At 67.2% G+C, this 14,808-nt stretch carries 16 protein-coding genes and 3 tRNA genes; 15 read left to right on the forward strand and 4 right to left on the reverse strand.

Annotated elements, in window-relative coordinates:
* The first annotated feature begins 8 nt into the window (after positions 1–8).
* The 5 genes from murB to ACSFA0_RS07730 all read left to right on the forward strand — a co-directional run bounded on the left by murB (position 9) and on the right by ACSFA0_RS07730 (position 3,168).
* Positions 9–1,061, forward strand: a complete 1,053-nt coding sequence (murB, locus tag ACSFA0_RS07710; protein WP_435449615.1) for a UDP-N-acetylmuramate dehydrogenase — start codon at positions 9–11, stop codon at positions 1,059–1,061.
* Positions 1,062–1,066: 5 nt separating this feature from the next.
* Positions 1,067–1,888 carry a glycine-rich domain-containing protein gene (locus ACSFA0_RS07715; protein WP_435450923.1) on the forward strand — a complete coding sequence of 274 codons (822 nt, stop codon included), beginning with the start codon at positions 1,067–1,069 and terminating at the stop codon, positions 1,886–1,888.
* A gap of 2 nt (positions 1,889–1,890) precedes the next feature.
* Positions 1,891–2,430: a DUF4166 domain-containing protein gene (locus ACSFA0_RS07720; RefSeq protein ID WP_435450924.1), complete on the forward strand. Its 540-nt coding sequence runs from the start codon at positions 1,891–1,893 to the stop codon at positions 2,428–2,430.
* Positions 2,427–2,816 carry a thiol-disulfide oxidoreductase DCC family protein gene (locus ACSFA0_RS07725; protein ID WP_435449616.1) on the forward strand — a complete coding sequence of 130 codons (390 nt, stop codon included), beginning with the start codon at positions 2,427–2,429 and terminating at the stop codon, positions 2,814–2,816. Before ACSFA0_RS07720 ends, ACSFA0_RS07725 begins: the two co-directional genes overlap by 4 nt.
* A gap of 160 nt (positions 2,817–2,976) precedes the next feature.
* Positions 2,977–3,168: a YgaP family membrane protein gene (locus ACSFA0_RS07730; RefSeq protein ID WP_435449617.1), complete on the forward strand. Its 192-nt coding sequence runs from the start codon at positions 2,977–2,979 to the stop codon at positions 3,166–3,168.
* 73 nt (positions 3,169–3,241) lie between these two features.
* On the opposite strand, the gene argG is transcribed toward ACSFA0_RS07730, so the two are convergent.
* The 4 genes from argG to ACSFA0_RS07750 all read right to left on the reverse strand — a co-directional run bounded on the left by argG (position 3,242) and on the right by ACSFA0_RS07750 (position 5,996).
* Positions 3,242–4,579 carry an argininosuccinate synthase gene (gene argG, locus ACSFA0_RS07735; RefSeq protein WP_435449618.1) on the reverse strand — a complete coding sequence of 446 codons (1,338 nt, stop codon included), beginning with the start codon at positions 4,577–4,579 and terminating at the stop codon, positions 3,242–3,244.
* A 16-nt stretch (positions 4,580–4,595) separates the two neighbouring features.
* Positions 4,596–4,919, reverse strand: a complete 324-nt coding sequence (gene ppnP, locus ACSFA0_RS07740; protein ID WP_435449619.1) for a pyrimidine/purine nucleoside phosphorylase — start codon at positions 4,917–4,919, stop codon at positions 4,596–4,598.
* Between the two features lie 82 nt (positions 4,920–5,001).
* A complete protein-coding gene (locus ACSFA0_RS07745; RefSeq protein ID WP_435449620.1) occupies positions 5,002–5,559 on the reverse strand; it encodes a hypothetical protein in 558 nt (185 codons plus the stop codon).
* Between the two features lie 83 nt (positions 5,560–5,642).
* The gene (locus ACSFA0_RS07750) at positions 5,643–5,996 is read right to left on the reverse strand and encodes an ArsC family reductase (RefSeq protein ID WP_435449621.1); all 354 of its coding nucleotides are present in this window, start codon (positions 5,994–5,996) and stop codon (positions 5,643–5,645) included.
* Positions 5,997–6,030: 34 nt separating this feature from the next.
* On the opposite strand from ACSFA0_RS07750, the gene folC reads away from it, so the two are divergent.
* From folC to ACSFA0_RS07800, 10 genes are all read left to right on the forward strand, one after another.
* Positions 6,031–7,338, forward strand: coding sequence for a bifunctional tetrahydrofolate synthase/dihydrofolate synthase (gene folC / locus ACSFA0_RS07755; RefSeq protein ID WP_435449622.1), 1,308 nt, complete (start codon positions 6,031–6,033; stop codon positions 7,336–7,338).
* A gap of 61 nt (positions 7,339–7,399) precedes the next feature.
* A complete protein-coding gene (locus ACSFA0_RS07760; protein WP_435449623.1) occupies positions 7,400–8,242 on the forward strand; it encodes an SPOR domain-containing protein in 843 nt (280 codons plus the stop codon).
* Between the two features lie 15 nt (positions 8,243–8,257).
* Positions 8,258–8,746 (forward strand): CvpA family protein, encoded by a 489-nt coding sequence (locus tag ACSFA0_RS07765; RefSeq protein ID WP_435449624.1) that lies wholly within the window; start codon positions 8,258–8,260, stop codon positions 8,744–8,746.
* A 12-nt stretch (positions 8,747–8,758) separates the two neighbouring features.
* Positions 8,759–10,279 (forward strand): amidophosphoribosyltransferase, encoded by a 1,521-nt coding sequence (gene purF, locus ACSFA0_RS07770; protein WP_435449625.1) that lies wholly within the window; start codon positions 8,759–8,761, stop codon positions 10,277–10,279.
* Positions 10,280–10,292: 13 nt separating this feature from the next.
* On the forward strand, positions 10,293–11,510 hold the full coding sequence (locus tag ACSFA0_RS07775) for an O-succinylhomoserine sulfhydrylase (RefSeq protein ID WP_435449626.1): 1,218 nt from the start codon (positions 10,293–10,295) through the stop codon (positions 11,508–11,510).
* The gene (gene gltX / locus ACSFA0_RS07780) at positions 11,507–12,895 is read left to right on the forward strand and encodes a glutamate--tRNA ligase (protein WP_435449627.1); all 1,389 of its coding nucleotides are present in this window, start codon (positions 11,507–11,509) and stop codon (positions 12,893–12,895) included. Before ACSFA0_RS07775 ends, gltX begins: the two co-directional genes overlap by 4 nt.
* A gap of 35 nt (positions 12,896–12,930) precedes the next feature.
* Positions 12,931–13,006: transfer RNA gene (locus ACSFA0_RS07785), tRNA-Ala, on the forward strand.
* 55 nt (positions 13,007–13,061) lie between these two features.
* Positions 13,062–13,137 (forward strand) — tRNA-Glu (locus ACSFA0_RS07790).
* Between the two features lie 70 nt (positions 13,138–13,207).
* Positions 13,208–13,284, forward strand: a tRNA-Asp gene (locus ACSFA0_RS07795).
* Positions 13,285–13,481: 197 nt separating this feature from the next.
* The gene (locus ACSFA0_RS07800; protein WP_435449628.1) at positions 13,482–14,804 is read left to right on the forward strand and encodes an efflux RND transporter periplasmic adaptor subunit; all 1,323 of its coding nucleotides are present in this window, start codon (positions 13,482–13,484) and stop codon (positions 14,802–14,804) included.
* The last annotated feature ends 4 nt before the right edge of the window (positions 14,805–14,808 follow it).

Raw genomic sequence — 14,808 nt, forward strand, 5'->3', positions numbered from 1 at the left:
ATTCTCCCATGATCGTCGAGTCCAACGTCGCGCTGCAGCCCTTCAACAGCTTCGGCATCGTCGCGCGCGCACAGCACCTGGCACGCATCGCGAGCGAGGCCGACGTGGCCGCGCTGCGGGCCGACGCCCAGTGGCGCGACGTGCCCAAGTTCGTGCTCGGCGGCGGCAGCAACATCGTGCTCACCGGCGACGTCAAACCGCTGGTGCTCAAGGTCGAGATCAAAGGCCTGCGCCTGGTCGAAGACGGCGCCCGCGCCTGGATCGTGGAGGCCGGTGCCGGCGAGAACTGGCACGACACCGTGCAGTGGACGGTGGAGAACGGGTTCCCCGGCCTGGAGAACCTGGCGATGATCCCCGGCACCGTCGGTGGTGCGCCGGTGCAGAACATCGGCGCCTACGGCATCGAACTGCAGGACCGCTTCGACTCGCTCGACGCGATCGATCTGGTCACCGGCCGCGCGTTTACGCTCGATGCCGCCCAATGCGCCTTCGGCTACCGCGATTCGGTGTTCAAGCACGCGGCGACCGGCGACAACGACTTCGGCCTGGCCGGCCGCGCGCTGATCACCCGGGTGCGCTTTCGCCTGCCCAAGCCGTGGAAAGCCGTGGTCGGCTACCTCGACCTCGAACGCAAGATGGAAGAGACCGGCAACTTCACGCCGGATGCGAAAGACATCTTCGACTGGGTCTGCGCTGTCCGCCGCGCCAAGCTGCCCGACTGGCGCGTGCTCGGCAACGCCGGCAGCTTCTTCAAGAACCCGACCGTGACGCCCGAGCAGTGCGCCGACATCATCGCGCGCGACCCGAAGATCGTGCACTACCCGATGGCCGACGGCAGCATCAAGCTGGCGGCCGGCTGGCTCATCGACGCCTGCGGCTGGAAAGGCAAGACCGTCGGCAACGCCGGCGTGTACGAGAAGCAGGCGCTGGTGCTCGTCAACCGCGGCGGCCGCGAAGACCCTGTCACCGGTGGCGAGGTCATGACGCTGGCCAAGGCGATCCAGACGAGTGTGTACGAGCGCTTCGGCATCCGGCTGGAGCCGGAACCGGTGGTGGTGTGACGGCGCTGTCGTCGCTCACCTTCCGCAAGCGCATCACGGCGCTGCAATGGGCGCGCCGGCTGGTCTGGTACGTGGCCATTGCGGCTGCGGCGGCCATGCAGAACGTCGGTGTGCTGGTGCTCGGTCTGGTGATCGCCGCAGTTTTGAACGGTGCGCTCAAGGCCTGGCAGGAGAGTGCGCGTCGGCAGTTCGTCCGCGAGGCGCGCCTGCCGCCCTTTCTGCTCGACAAGCTGCGCGACCTCTACCCGCAACTCCAGCCACGCGACACCGAGCTCGTCGTGCGCGGCCTGCGGCAGTTCTTCATGGCGCACCTGCGCAGCAAGCGGCAGTTTGTCGGCATGCCGTCCAAGGTGGTCGACTCCGCCTGGCATGAATTCATCCTCCACACCCAGGCCTACCAACAGTGGTGCCGCTACGCCTTCGGCGGCATGCTGCACCACACGCCGGCCGAGGTCCTCGGGCGCAGCGCCAAGCGCAACGACGGCCTGCGGCGCACCTGGTACTGGGCGTGCAAGGAGGAGAGCATCGACCCGCGCCAACCCAGCCGGGTGCCCTTGCTCTTCGCGCTCGACGCCAAGTTCGCCATCGCGGGTGGCTTCAGCTACGTGCCCGATTGCAGTGCCATCGACCGCGCCGCGGGTTCGGGAGCGCACTGCGGCAGCAGCTTCGGCGACACCAGCTCGGATTCCGGCTTGGGCGATTCAGGCGGCTTCGGTGGCAGCGAACCGAGCAGTGGCGACGGCGGATCGAGTGACAGCAGCAGCGGAAGCGATGGGGGATCGGGCTGCGGCGGTGGGGGGTGTGGCGGCGGTGGAGGTGGCGATTGAGCATGCCTCTCTATGCGACGCTCATGGGCGCTGCGTTCAGCGAACTGTCTCCGGCCGTGCACGAATTCCACAGCAGCATGGGGCGCGTCGCCTTTGACGGTTGGGCTGAAACCGCCGCGCCGCAGACACGCGCAGCACGTTGGATCGCGCGACGGCTGGGCACGCCGCAGCAACAGGGCCGACACGCGATTCGCTTCGAACTCGACGCGCGCCCGGACGCCGAAAGCTGGACCCGTTACTTTCCAGGCCGGACGATGCGCTCCCGCATGGGCTTGCATGGTGGCGATCTGGTGGAACAACTCGGTCCGCTGCGCCTGCACTTCACCCTGACCGCGGAAGCGGGCGCGTTGGTGATGCGGCTGCGGCGCGTTTGCTGCTTCGGCGTGCCGTGCCCGCGCTGGCTGATGCCGCGCGTGCATGCAGTCGAGACGGGCGTCGCGCATGAGCTGCATTTCGACGTGCGGGGCGGCCTGCCCGGTATCGGCACCGTGGCAGCCTATCGCGGCCACCTCGACCTGTCGACGGCGAGGCCCTGGTCGTGATCGTCGTGTTCGATGCGCAATGCCTGCTGTGCGATGGCTGGGTTCGATTCCTGCTGCGCCACGATCGCCGGCGCGTTCTGCGTTTCGCATCGATCCAGGGTGTGAATGGACAGGCGCTGCTGGCCCGTGCTGGATTGCAGGTTCAGGACCTGCAGACCCTGTTGCTCGTCGACGGCGATCGCAGCTGGCAGCACACAGCAGCCATCTTGCGGGTACTGCATGCGCTGGGCTGGCCTTGGCGCCTGGCGTGGGCTGCGTGGCTGGTTCCGGCACTGTTGCGCGATGCGCTCTATCGATGGCTTGCGCGCAACCGGTATCGATGGTTCGGCCGGAGCGAAACCTGTCTGATGCCGCCGACCGATCACGCGCAACGTTTTCTAGACTGAAAGGTCGCCCGAGGGCGCCACCGTCGGCAAACCCCGGCAGGCATTCTTTTGTTGGAACTTGTGCGCGTGCCGCAAAGCTGATCTGGATCAGGTTCTCGTCGCCGACACGGATGCCCAATGGCACCGAGGCAGATTTCGCCTCGCCACCAGGAGTCCGAGCATGACAAGAAACACGGGAACCGTCGACCGCGCACTGCGCATCGTCGTGGGGCTGGCACTGATTGCCCTGGCCGCAACTGGCACGGTGGGGTATTGGGGCTACATCGGTGTGGTGCCGCTGTTGACGGGGCTCTTCAGCTTCTGCCCGCTGTACACGTTGCTTGGTATCAACACCTGCGGCATCCCACGCTAGGCGCTGGGCGCCGAAACGAAAAAGGCCTGGGAGTCATCGACGCCCAGGCCTCAGAGAAGAAGCGCTCAGCCGCTCAGTTTTCGCCGTCGTTCGACAGGCGCGGCACGGAAGCGCCGTCGCCCAGCGACAGCAATCCAGTCTTCGTATAGATCGCCAGCTTGTCGCGCGTGTCGATGATGTCGAGGTTGCGCATCGTCAGCTGGCCGATGCGGTCCAGCGGCGTGAAGGCGCCTTCGACCTTTTCCATGCTCAGGCGCTCGGGCTTGTAGGTGAGGTTGGCCGACTCGGTGTTGAGCAGCGAGTAGTCGTTGCCGCGGCGCAGTTCGACCGTCACTTCGCCGGTGATGGCGCGCGCCACCCAGCGCTGGGCGGTCTCGCGCAGCATGATGGCTTGCGGGTCGAACCAGCGGCCCTGGTAGAGCAGGCGGCCGAGCTTGCGGCCGTTGTCGCGGTACTGCTCGATCGTGTCTTCGTTGTGGATGCCGGTCACCAGGCGCTCGTAGGCGATGAACAGCAGCGCCAGGCCGGGGGCCTCGTAGATGCCGCGGCTCTTGGCTTCGATGATGCGGTTCTCGATCTGGTCGCTCATGCCCAGGCCATGGCGGCCGCCGATGCGGTTGGCTTCCAGGATCAGTTCGACCAGGTCGGGGTATTCCTTGCCGTTGAGGGCGACCGGGCGGCCTTCCTCGAAGCGCACGGTGACTTCCTCACGCTTGACTTCGACCTCGTCCTTCCAGAACGCGACGCCCATGATCGGGTTCACGATCTTGATGCCGCTGTTGAGGTGCTCCAGGTCCTTCGCCTCATGCGTGGCGCCGAGCATGTTGGAGTCGGTGGAGTAGGCCTTCTCGGCCGACATCTTGTAGCCGAAGCCGGCGGCTGTCATGAAGGCCGACATCTCGGCGCGGCCACCGAGCTCGTCGATGAACAGCTGGTCGAGCCAGGGCTTGTAGATCTTCAGCGCCGGATTGGTGAGCAGGCCGTAGCGGTAGAAGCGCTCGATGTCGTTGCCCTTGTAGGTGCTGCCGTCGCCCCAGATGTGGACGTCGTCTTCCTTCATGGCGCTCACCAGCATCGTGCCGGTCACGGCACGGCCCAGCGGCGTGGTGTTGAAGTAGGTGACGCCGGCCGTGGTCACGTGGAAGGCACCGGCCTGCAGGGCAGCGAGGCCTTCGGCCGCGAGCTGGCTGCGGCAGTCGATCAGGCGGGCCTTCTCGGCGCCGTACTGCATCGCCTTGCGCGGGATCTCTTCGTAATCCGGCTCGTCGGGCTGGCCAAGGTTGGCGGTGTAGGCGTAGGGAATCGCGCCCTTCTGCTTCATCCAGTGCAAAGCGGCGCTGGTGTCGAGGCCGCCGGAGAAGGCGATGCCGACCTTCTGGCCGGCGGGAACGTTTTGGAGGATGGTCGACATGGCGTGGGCGTCCGGTTCAGCCGAAGTGGCAGATGTAGCTGTAGGGTTCGCCGCTCACGCGGATCTGGAAGCTCGAGTTGCCCGGCACGCTGAATTTTTCGCCAGCGCTCGACGACACCCATTCGCTGCTGCCCGTGAGCAGGTATTCGCAGCGGCCCGACACGCCTTCCATGATCTCCGGCGCGCCGGTGCTGAAGGTCAGCGTGGCCGGCAGGATCACGCCCACCGATTTCTTCGTGCCGTCGGCCAGCGTGAGGTTGTGGCTCACGCACTTGCCATCGAAATAGACATTGGCCTTGGTCGCGACCGCGGTGCAGGCGAGGGTTTCGTTGATCGTCATGGAAGGGGAAGGGCGCGGGTGCGCTGAAGAGAAAGCCGCAAAGCCCGCGATTTTAGGGCTTGCCGCCGCCCCCGTGCCGCCCTCAGCGCCAGTGGCCGCGATGACCGCCCCAACCGCGCGAGTAGCCCAGATTCAGCGACAGCCCGACGGGCGGGTAGGCGTAGGCCGGCGCATAGCCATACCCGTAGCCATAGGCCGGCGCGACGTAGACCGGTCGCGGCGCCATGTACACCGGCGCCGGATAGCTCGGCGCGGCGTAGTAGGCCGGGGCGGGCGGGCGGGCCGACGACACCACCACGCCCCGCTCGGGCACCACGCCTTCCCAGGGTGCACGGCCATTGCCGTTCTCGGCGATGGGTTCGCCGTTCAGCGACGACTGCGGCGCCACCGGGGCGGTGATCACGCCATAGGCGCTCACGTCGACCGGGATCGTGCTACCGGGGTGGTTGTCGGTGAAGGTGTTGTATTCGCGGCCTTGGTACTCGTAGGTCACGTTGTAGCCGGTGCGGCCGTTCGGCTCGGTGGCGTAGGTGGCCGAGACCACGCGGGCCTGGACCTGTTGCTGGGCCAGGGCGCTGCCGGTGGCCAGGGTGCCCAGCAGGGCGAAGCCGAGAGCGGCGGTGTACATCTTGTTGTGCATGTCGAACTCCTTGGTTTGAGCGGCGGGGGGCTCGTGTCAGGAAGATTGGATGCGATTCGGCGTGCCGGGTTCAACCGGACGGCTCAGATCCGCCCGGACCACTCGGCCACATCGAACCCTGTTGTAACGTCCGGGCGGCCGCTCCAGTGGACGACCGGGCGCTTGATCAGGCTGGGGTGGGCCAGCAGCACCGCGCGGGCGGCGCCGGCGTCGACCACGGTGGCGCGGGTCGCGTCGTCCAGCTTGCGCCAGGTGGCGCCACGCCGGTTGACCAGCGCCTCCCAGCCCGGCGCCTTCAGCCAGCGGTCCAGTTCGGCCTCGGGCACGCCTTCCTTCTTGAAATCGTGGAAGCGGTAGGCGATGCCGTGGTCATCGAGCCAGGCGCGGGCGCGCTTGACGGTGTCGCAGTTCGGGATGCCGTAAAGGGTTGTTGTCATCCGGGAATCATGCCGTCCTGGCCGGTCGGCGACAATGCCGGCCTCCATGAAAACCCTAGCCGACTGGCTCGCGCACGCCGAGCGACAGCATCCCAAGACCATCGAACTCGGCCTGGAGCGCACCCGCACCGTGGCCCAGCGCCTGGGCCTGGCCTTCGACTGTCCGGTGATCACGGTCGCCGGCACCAACGGCAAGGGCTCGACCTGCGCGATGCTGGAGTCGATCCTCGGGCACGCCGGCTATCGCACAGCCGTCTTCACGTCGCCCCACCTGGTGAATTTCGAGGAGCGATTGCGCCTGAAGGGCGAGGCGGTCGACGGCGCGCTGCTGGTGCCGCATTTCGAGGCCGTCGACGCGGCCCGTGCCGAGATCCCACTGACCTACTTCGAGCTCACCACGCTGGCCATCCTGCGCTGCATGGCCGAGGCGAAGCCCGACGTGGCGATCCTCGAGGTCGGCCTGGGCGGGCGGCTCGACGCGGTCAACATCATCGACGCCGACTGTTCGGTGATCACCAGCATCGACCTCGACCACATGGCCTTCCTCGGCCCGGACCGCGAGAGCATCGGCCGAGAAAAGGCCGGCATCCTGCGCACTGGCCGGGCGGCCATCGTGAGCGACCCGATGCCGCCACAAAGCGTGCTCGACCATGCCCGCGAGATCGGTGCCGACCTGTGGCGATTCGGGCACGACTTCAACGTGTCGGGCGACAAGCAGCAGTGGGGCTGGAGCGGACGCGGGCGGCGCTACAGCGGCCTGGCATATCCGGCGCTGCGCGGGGCGAACCAGTTGCTGAACGCCGCCGGCGTGCTGGCCGCCCTCGAGGCGCTGCGACAAACCCTGCCGATCACCGCACAGGCGATCCGCACCGGGCTCGCGATGGTCGAGTTGCCGGGTCGCTTCCAGATCCTCCCTGGCCAGCCCACGCTGGTGCTCGACGTCGCGCACAACGGCCATGCCGTGGCGGCACTGGCCGAGAACCTCGATGCGATGGGTTTCTACCCGACCACGCATGCCGTGTTCGGTGTGATGGCGGACAAGGACTTGACCCCCATCCTGTCGCGCATCGGGCCGCTGATCGACCGCTGGTACTTCACCGATCTGCCGACGCCGCGTGCGGCGACTGGTGCGGCCGTCCAGGCGCAGTGGGCGGCTCAGAACACACGCAAGGACGTGGCGTCGAGCATGCATGCCGACCCGATGTCGGCGCTCCGTGCGGCCATCGAGGCGGCGGACCCCGCTGATAGAATCGTTGTCTTCGGATCGTTCTTCACGGTGGGCGGCGTGCTCGCGCACGGAACGCCCCGTCTGCAGGGCAAACACCTGCTGTCAGGCGCCTGATCGGCGGGTGTCCGGCCCCTCGCAAACACACCGCGCTGCACTCAATCAGGGAAACGAATTCATGGCGTTCTTCAAGTTCCGCTCGCGTGGCCAGCCGGCCAATGAAAGCCGCAACACCCCGGTGTCGGCGGCCCCGGCGGAAAGCGTCGAAACCATGCGCCGGCGCGCACGCCATCGGCTACTCGGCGCGGCGGTGCTGGTGCTGGTCGGCGTGATCGGCTTCCCGCTGCTCTTCGACACCCAGCCGCGACCGGTGGCTGTCGACATCCCCATCGAGATCCCTGATCGCAACAAGGTCGCGCCCTTGCCGGCTCCGGTTGCCCAGACGCCCGCGCCGACACCGGCCGCGCCGCCCGCCGGGGACCGCCCGCGTGCGGGCGCCAGCGCGCCGGCGAACGGCGTCATCACCGAGACGGCCGACGGTCGGGAAGTGATGTCCGACCGACCCGTCGCGTCGGCGCCGCCAGCCGAGACGCCGCCCACGCCGAAGCCCGAGCCCAAGCCCGAGGCCAAGCCAGAACCCAAGCCCGAGCCGAAGCCAGACTCCAAACCCGCGACCGCCACGGCGGCCAAGCCGGCCGACGATGGCGCCCGTGCCCGAGCGCTGCTCGATGGCAAGACTGCGGCCGCCGCTGCCGCTGCGGCCACCAAGCCGGCGGCTGCGTCGGACGATGCCGGTCGCTTCGTGGTGCAGGTCGGTGCTTTCGCCGAAGCCGACAAGGCGCGCGAGGTGCGGCAGAAGCTCGAGAAATCCGGTCTGAAGACCTACACCAACGTGGCCAAGACGCCCGACGGTGATCGCACGCGTGTGCGTGTCGGCCCGTTCGCGTCGCGCGCCGAGGCGGACAAGGCGGCGGCCAAGGTCAAGGGCTTGTCTTTGCCCGCGGCCGTCCTCAGCTTGTAGGCATCGCGCATCCACGTGGCCCTGCTCGACTGGATCGCCGTCGTGCTGCTGGCGGTGTCGCTGGTGCTGGGGCTGGTGCGCGGCCTGGTGTTCGAGGTGATTTCGCTGGCCGGGTGGGTCGTGGCTTTTTTCAGTGCGCAGTGGTTCGCGGGCGATGTGGCGGCGTGGCTGCCCATCAGCGGCGACCCGGAGGCTTCGTGGCGCTATGCGCTGGCCTTCGTGCTGATCTTCATCGCCGTGGCCTTCGGCGTCGGGCTGATCGCCGCGCTGACGCGCAAGCTGATCGCCGCCGTCGGGCTGCGGCCGGTCGACCGGATGCTCGGTGCGGTGTTCGGCCTGGCGCGCGGCGCGGTCGCGCTGCTGGCCGTGGCGGTGGTTGTGCATTTGCTGTCGTTGAGCGAGAGCGCCTGGTGGCGCGAATCGCACAGCGCGCTTGTTCTGGATGCGGCATTGCAGGGCCTGAAGCCTGCATTGCCAGAGAAGTTGGCCAGTTACCTGCCCTGAGAGGAAAGTCCCATGTGTGGAATCGTCGGCGTTGTCAGCAGCGCGCCCGTCAATCAATTGCTCTACGACGCCTTGCTGCTCCTGCAGCACCGCGGTCAGGACGCCGCCGGCATCGTCACGCTGCTGGAACGCAAGTTCTTCATGCACAAGGCCAAGGGCATGGTGCGCGACGTGTTCCGCACCCGCAACATGCGCGCGCTGCCGGGTGACGTGGGCCTGGGCCAGGTGCGCTACCCGACCGCCGGCAATGCCTACAGCGAGGAAGAGGCGCAGCCCTTCTACGTGAACGCGCCCTACGGCATCGTGCTGGTGCACAACGGCAACCTGACCAACGCGCATGCGCTGCGTGCCGAGCTGTTCTCGACCGACCACCGTCACACCAACACCGAGAGCGATTCGGAAGTGCTGCTGAACGTGCTGGCGCACGAGATCGAGCGCTCGACCCGCGGCGGCATGCTCAACTCGACCACCGTGTTCGAAGCGGTGCGCGCCGTGCATCGCCGTCTGCGCGGCTCCTACGCGGTGGTAGCGCTGATCGCCGGCCACGGCCTGGTGGCCTTCCGCGACCCGTACGGCATCCGTCCGCTGGCCATGGGCCGCGGCGCCGACGGTACCGTGATGGTGGCGAGCGAGTCGGTCGCGCTCGAAGGCTCGGGCCATGTGTTCGAGCGCAACATCGCGCCGGGCGAAGCGGTCTTCATCGACCTGCAGGGCCAGGTGCATGCCGAGCAGTGCGCCGACGCGCCGACGCTCAACCCCTGCATGTTCGAGTTCGTCTACCTGGCGCGGCCCGATTCGGTGATGGACGGCATCTCGGTCTACCAGGCCCGCCTGAACCTGGGCGAGACGCTGGCCAAGCGCGTGGTGTCGACCGTACCGCCGAGCGAAATCGACGTGATCATCCCGATCCCCGAATCGAGCCGCCCAAGCGCGACGCAACTGGCGCACCTGCTGGGCATTCCATACCGCGAAGGCTTCGTGAAGAACCGCTACGTCGGCCGCACCTTCATCATGCCGGGGCAGGGCGTTCGCAAGAAGTCGGTCCGCCAAAAGCTCAACGTGATCGCGAGCGAGTTCAAGGGCCGCAACGTGCTGCTGGTGGACGACTCGATCGTGCGCGGCACCACCAGCCGCGAGATCGTGCAGATGGCGCGCGACGCCGGCGCGAACAAGGTGTACCTGGCGAGCGCTGCGCCGCCGGTGCGCTACCCCAACGTCTACGGCATCGACATGCCGACCAAGGGCGAACTGGTCGCGCACGACCGCACCATCGAAGAGATTCGCGAGCTGATCGGCTGCGACGCACTGATCTATCAGGACGTCGAAGGCATGAAGCGCGCCGTGATGAAGGCGTCGCCGACCACGCCCGGTGCCCCAAAGCTCGACGGCTTCGACTCGTCGTGCTTCGACGGCATCTACGTGACCGGCGACATCGACAGCGATGCCATCCTGCGCATGAACGGCAGCCGGCCGCGCATCGAGGAGACGGAAGAAGACTCGTCTCGCCTGGCGTTGCCCAACCACGCTGAATGAACCCGGAGACCCTGTGACCGAACGAACATTGCCGCCCGGCCTGCATCGCGACACGCTGGCCGTGCGCGCGGCCGGTGAGCGCAGCCAGTACGGCGAGAACTCCGAGGCGCTCTATCTGACCAGCGGCTTCGTGCAGCCCGACGCCGAAACATCGGCACGCCGCTTCGCCGGCACCGAGGAGGGCTTCACCTATTCGCGTACCGCCAACCCGACGGTGGCGAGCTTCGAGCAGCGGCTGGCCGCGCTCGAAGGCACCGAAGCGGCGATCGCCGCCTCGAGCGGCATGGGCGCCATCTTGATGATGTGCATGGGGCTGCTGAAGGCGGGTGACCATGTGATCTGCTCGCGTTCGGTCTTTGGCTCCACGCTCAACCTGTTCGGCAAGGAGTTCGCGAAATTCGGCGTCGAGACGACCTTCGTCTCGCAGACCGACGTGACCGAATGGCGCGCGGCGATGCGCCCGACCACCAAACTGTTGTTCGCCGAGACGCCGACCAATCCGCTGACCGAGGTGTGCGACATCCGCGCGCTGGCCGACCTGGCGCACGATGCGGGCGCCTTGCTGGCGGTCGACAACTGCTTCTGTTCGCCAGCGCTGCAACGGCCGACCGAGTTCGGTGCCGACCTCGTGATTCATTCGGGCACCAAGTACCTCGACGGGCAGGGCCGCGTGATGGCCGGCGCCATCTGCGGTCCGTCGCGCCTGATCGTCGACGTGTTCGGCACCGTCGTGCGCACCGCCGGCATGGTGCTCGCACCGTTCAATGCCTGGGTCGTGCTCAAGGGCATGGAAACGCTGGGCATCCGCATGCAGGCGCAGTCGGCCAACGCGCTGGCCGTGGCGCAGTGGCTCGAAGGCCACCCGATGGTGTCGCGCGTGCATTACCCGGGGCTCGCGTCGCATCCGCAGCATGAACTGGCGATGCGCCAGCAGTCGGGGCAGGGCGGGGCGGTGGTGTCCTTCGACGTGCGCGGCGACGACCCGGCCACGGCGCGCAAGAACGCTTTTCATGTGATCGACAGCACCCGCGTCGTGAGCATCGCGACCAACCTGGGCGACACCAAGACCATCATCACGCACCCGGGCACCACGTCGCACGGGCGCCTGACCGAAGCACAGCGGCAAGCAGCCGGCATCGGCCAGAGCCTGATCCGCCTCGCCGTCGGCCTGGACCATCTCGAAGATATCAAGACCGACCTGCTGCGCGGTCTGGACTCGCTCCCCCAATGACTCAACACGTAAGAACGCGCATCGCGCCATCGCCCACCGGCTTCCTGCACCTGGGCACCGCCCGCACGGCGCTCTATTCGTGGGCCTATGCGAAGCACCATGGCGGCCAGTTCGTGCTGCGCATCGAAGACACCGACGTCGCGCGCTCCACGCAGGACGCGGTTGACCAGATCCTCGCGTCGATGAAGTGGCTCGGCCTGGACTACGACGAAGGCCCGATCTACCAGATGCAGCGGCTCGACCGCTACCAAGCCGTGGTTGCGCAGATGCTCGAGGCCGGCACGGCGTACCACTGCTACTGCACGCCCGAAGAGCTCGAGGCGACGCGAGAGGCACAGCGTGCCCGCGGCGAGAAGACGCTGTACGACCGCCGCTGGCGCCCGGAACCCGGCAAGGTGCTGCCACCCGTGCCCGAGGGCGTGCCGCCGGTGGTGCGTTTCTGCAACCCGGTCGAGGGAGATGTGACCTGGAACGATCTGGTGAAGGGCGACATCACCATCAACAACCGCGAGATCGACGACCTGATCATCGTGCGGCCGGACGGTGTGCCGACCTACAACTTCGCGGTGGTGGTCGACGATTGGGACATGGCGATCACGCACGTTTTCCGTGGCGACGAGCACATCAACAACACGCCGTGGCAGATCAACATCTTCCGCGCACTGGGCGCACCGCTGCCGGCCTTCGGCCACCTGCCGGTGATCCTGGGCGACGACGGCCAGAAGCTGTCGAAACGCCGCGGCGCGGTGAGCGTCACGGCCTATGAAGAGAACGGCTACCTGCCCGAGGCGATGCTGAACTACCTGGCGCGCCTGGGCTGGAGCCATGGCGACGACGAACTCTTCACGCGCGAGCAGATGGTTGGCTGGTTCGACGGCTCGCACCTGTCGAAGAGCCCGGCGCAATGGGATGCGGCCAAGCTCGCGTGGGTCAACGGTCAGTACATCAAGGCCAAGGCCGACGATGAACTCGCGCCCCTGGTCGCAGCGCAACTGCACAAGCGCGGCATCAGAGCCGATGCACGCTTGACCGCCATCTGCGCGCTTTTCAAGGATCGCTGCGAAACCACGGTGGCGCTGGCCGACTGGGCTGCCGCCTTCTACGCCGACGTGATGCCGAGTGACGCGGACCGTGCACAGCATGTGACCGATGCCGTGCGCCCGGCCTTGGACACGCTGGCCGACAAGCTCGCCGCCATCGCCGTGTGGGACAAGCCGTCGATCGCTGCAGCGATCAAGGAAGTGCTCGCCGCACACGCCATGAAGATGCCCGCCCTGGCAATGCCGGTGCGCGTTCTGGTGATGGGCACACCGCAGACGCCGTCGCTCGATGCGGTGCTCGCGATCTTTTCTAAAGAAAAAGTGATCGAGCGTTTGAAGGGCTGATTTTTTCAGTCTATAATCTGAGGCTCGACACCCAAGGGGGTATAGCTCAGCTGGGAGAGCGCTTGCATGGCATGCAAGAGGTCATCGGTTCGATCCCGTTTACCTCCACCATTGGTTTGTCGAGTAGAAGAAACAAGCGCTGATCGCAGCGCGGTTCCAAGGTTTTGACCCTATCGTCTAGAGGCCTAGGACACCACCCTTTCACGGTGGCTACCGGGGTTCGAATCCCCGTAGGGTCGCCAGTTTCACGCAAGTGAAGCCGGCAACAAGTGGTCAACACTTGGCTTCGCAAGAAGCGAACGTTGTCTACCAGGAGTGGTAGTTCAGTTGGTTAGAATACCGGCCTGTCACGCCGGGGGTCGCGGGTTCGAGTCCCGTCCACTCCGCCAGTTTTTTCAGAGATAGGCAAGCCCCTGTCGCAGTTTCTGCGACAGGGGCTTTTCGTTTTGCGGGCCCCTCGGCCGAACGAGGCTTGGTCGTTGCCTTGCCTTCCTTTTGCGCTTTACGCCGCGTTTACGGTGCAAGCGGGTTGCCAGCTACGATGCCGGGCTCTACTCGCGGCTGACCTGAGCCGCCTCTCGATCCCATGGACCACCCCACCCCTGCCGCCCCGACCCCTGCCGAATCTCCGCGCACACCGGCGCCGCCCCCCTCGCGTCGGCGCCGCTGGATCGGGACCCTGATCGCACTGCTGGTCGTCGCGCTCCTGGCAGGAGGCAGTTGGTATCTGATCAAGCGACCCCCGGCCGCGGGGGCCGGTGGCTTCGGCGGACCGGGCGGTCCTGGTGCCTTCGGCGCTGGCATGGTCACAGTGGGCCACGCCGCCGCGCGCCAGGCCGAGTTGCCGATCACGCTGGACGCCCTCGGCACGGTGACGCCGCTGGCGACCATCACCCTCAAGGCGCAGGTCGGTGGCGTGCTGACCGACGTGCTGTTCACCGAAGGGCAGACGGTGAAGAAGGGGCAACTGCTCGCACGCATCGACGCGCGCCCGTATGAGCAGGCGTTGATGCAGGCGCAAGGCACGCGGGTGCGCGACGAGGCGCAGCTCGAGGCGGCGCGCGTCACGCTGTCGCGCTACCGCACGCTGCTGGGCCAGGACTCGATCGCCCGTCAGGATGTCGACACCCAGGCCGCTCTCGTCAAGCAGCTCGAAGGCACCGTCATCACCGACAAAGCCTCGGAAGCCGCGGCCCGCGTGAACGTCGAGTTCACCCGCATCACGGCGCCCATCACCGGCCGCATCGGGCTGCGCGGCGTCGATCAGGGCAACACGGTGACGGCCAATTCGACCACCGGCATCGCCGTCATCACGCAGATGAACCCCATCGACGTGCAGTTCTCGGTGCCGCAGGACCGCGTTCCGGAAATTCAGCAGCAGCTCGCGCAGGGCAAGCCGCTGGCGGTGGCCGCCTTCGACCGCACCCGCAGCACCACGCTCGACCTCGGCACCTTCTCCACGCTGGACAACGTGGTCGACACCACCACCGGCACGGTCCGGGCCAAGGCGCGTTTCGAGAATGTCGCTGCAACGCTCTTTCCTAACCAGTTCGTCAATGTGCGGCTCACGCTGCGCACGCTCGATTCGATCGTGGTGCCGGTGACGGCGGTGCGAACCGGCCCGAAGGGCCCCTATGTCTACGTGATCGGCGAAGACCGTACGGTGCAGATGCGCACGGTGAAGCGTGGTGAGTCAACGGTCGATGTGGTGGCCATCACCGAAGGACTGAAGGCCGGCGAGCTGGTCGTGACCGAGGGTGGCGACCGGCTGAGCGAAGGCTCGCGCGTGCAACTGCAGGGCGAGCGCCCGGCCGCTGGCCCACGCGCCGGAGCATCGGGCCCGCGTCGCGCCGGCTCCGGCCCGCAGGGCGAGCGCCGCCGCCGCGAAGGCGGCGGGCCGCCCCCCTGACCGG

The sequence above is a fragment of the Variovorax restrictus genome (assembly GCF_051216715.1).
In the GTDB taxonomy this organism is placed as follows: Bacteria; Pseudomonadota; Gammaproteobacteria; order Burkholderiales; family Burkholderiaceae_C; genus Variovorax.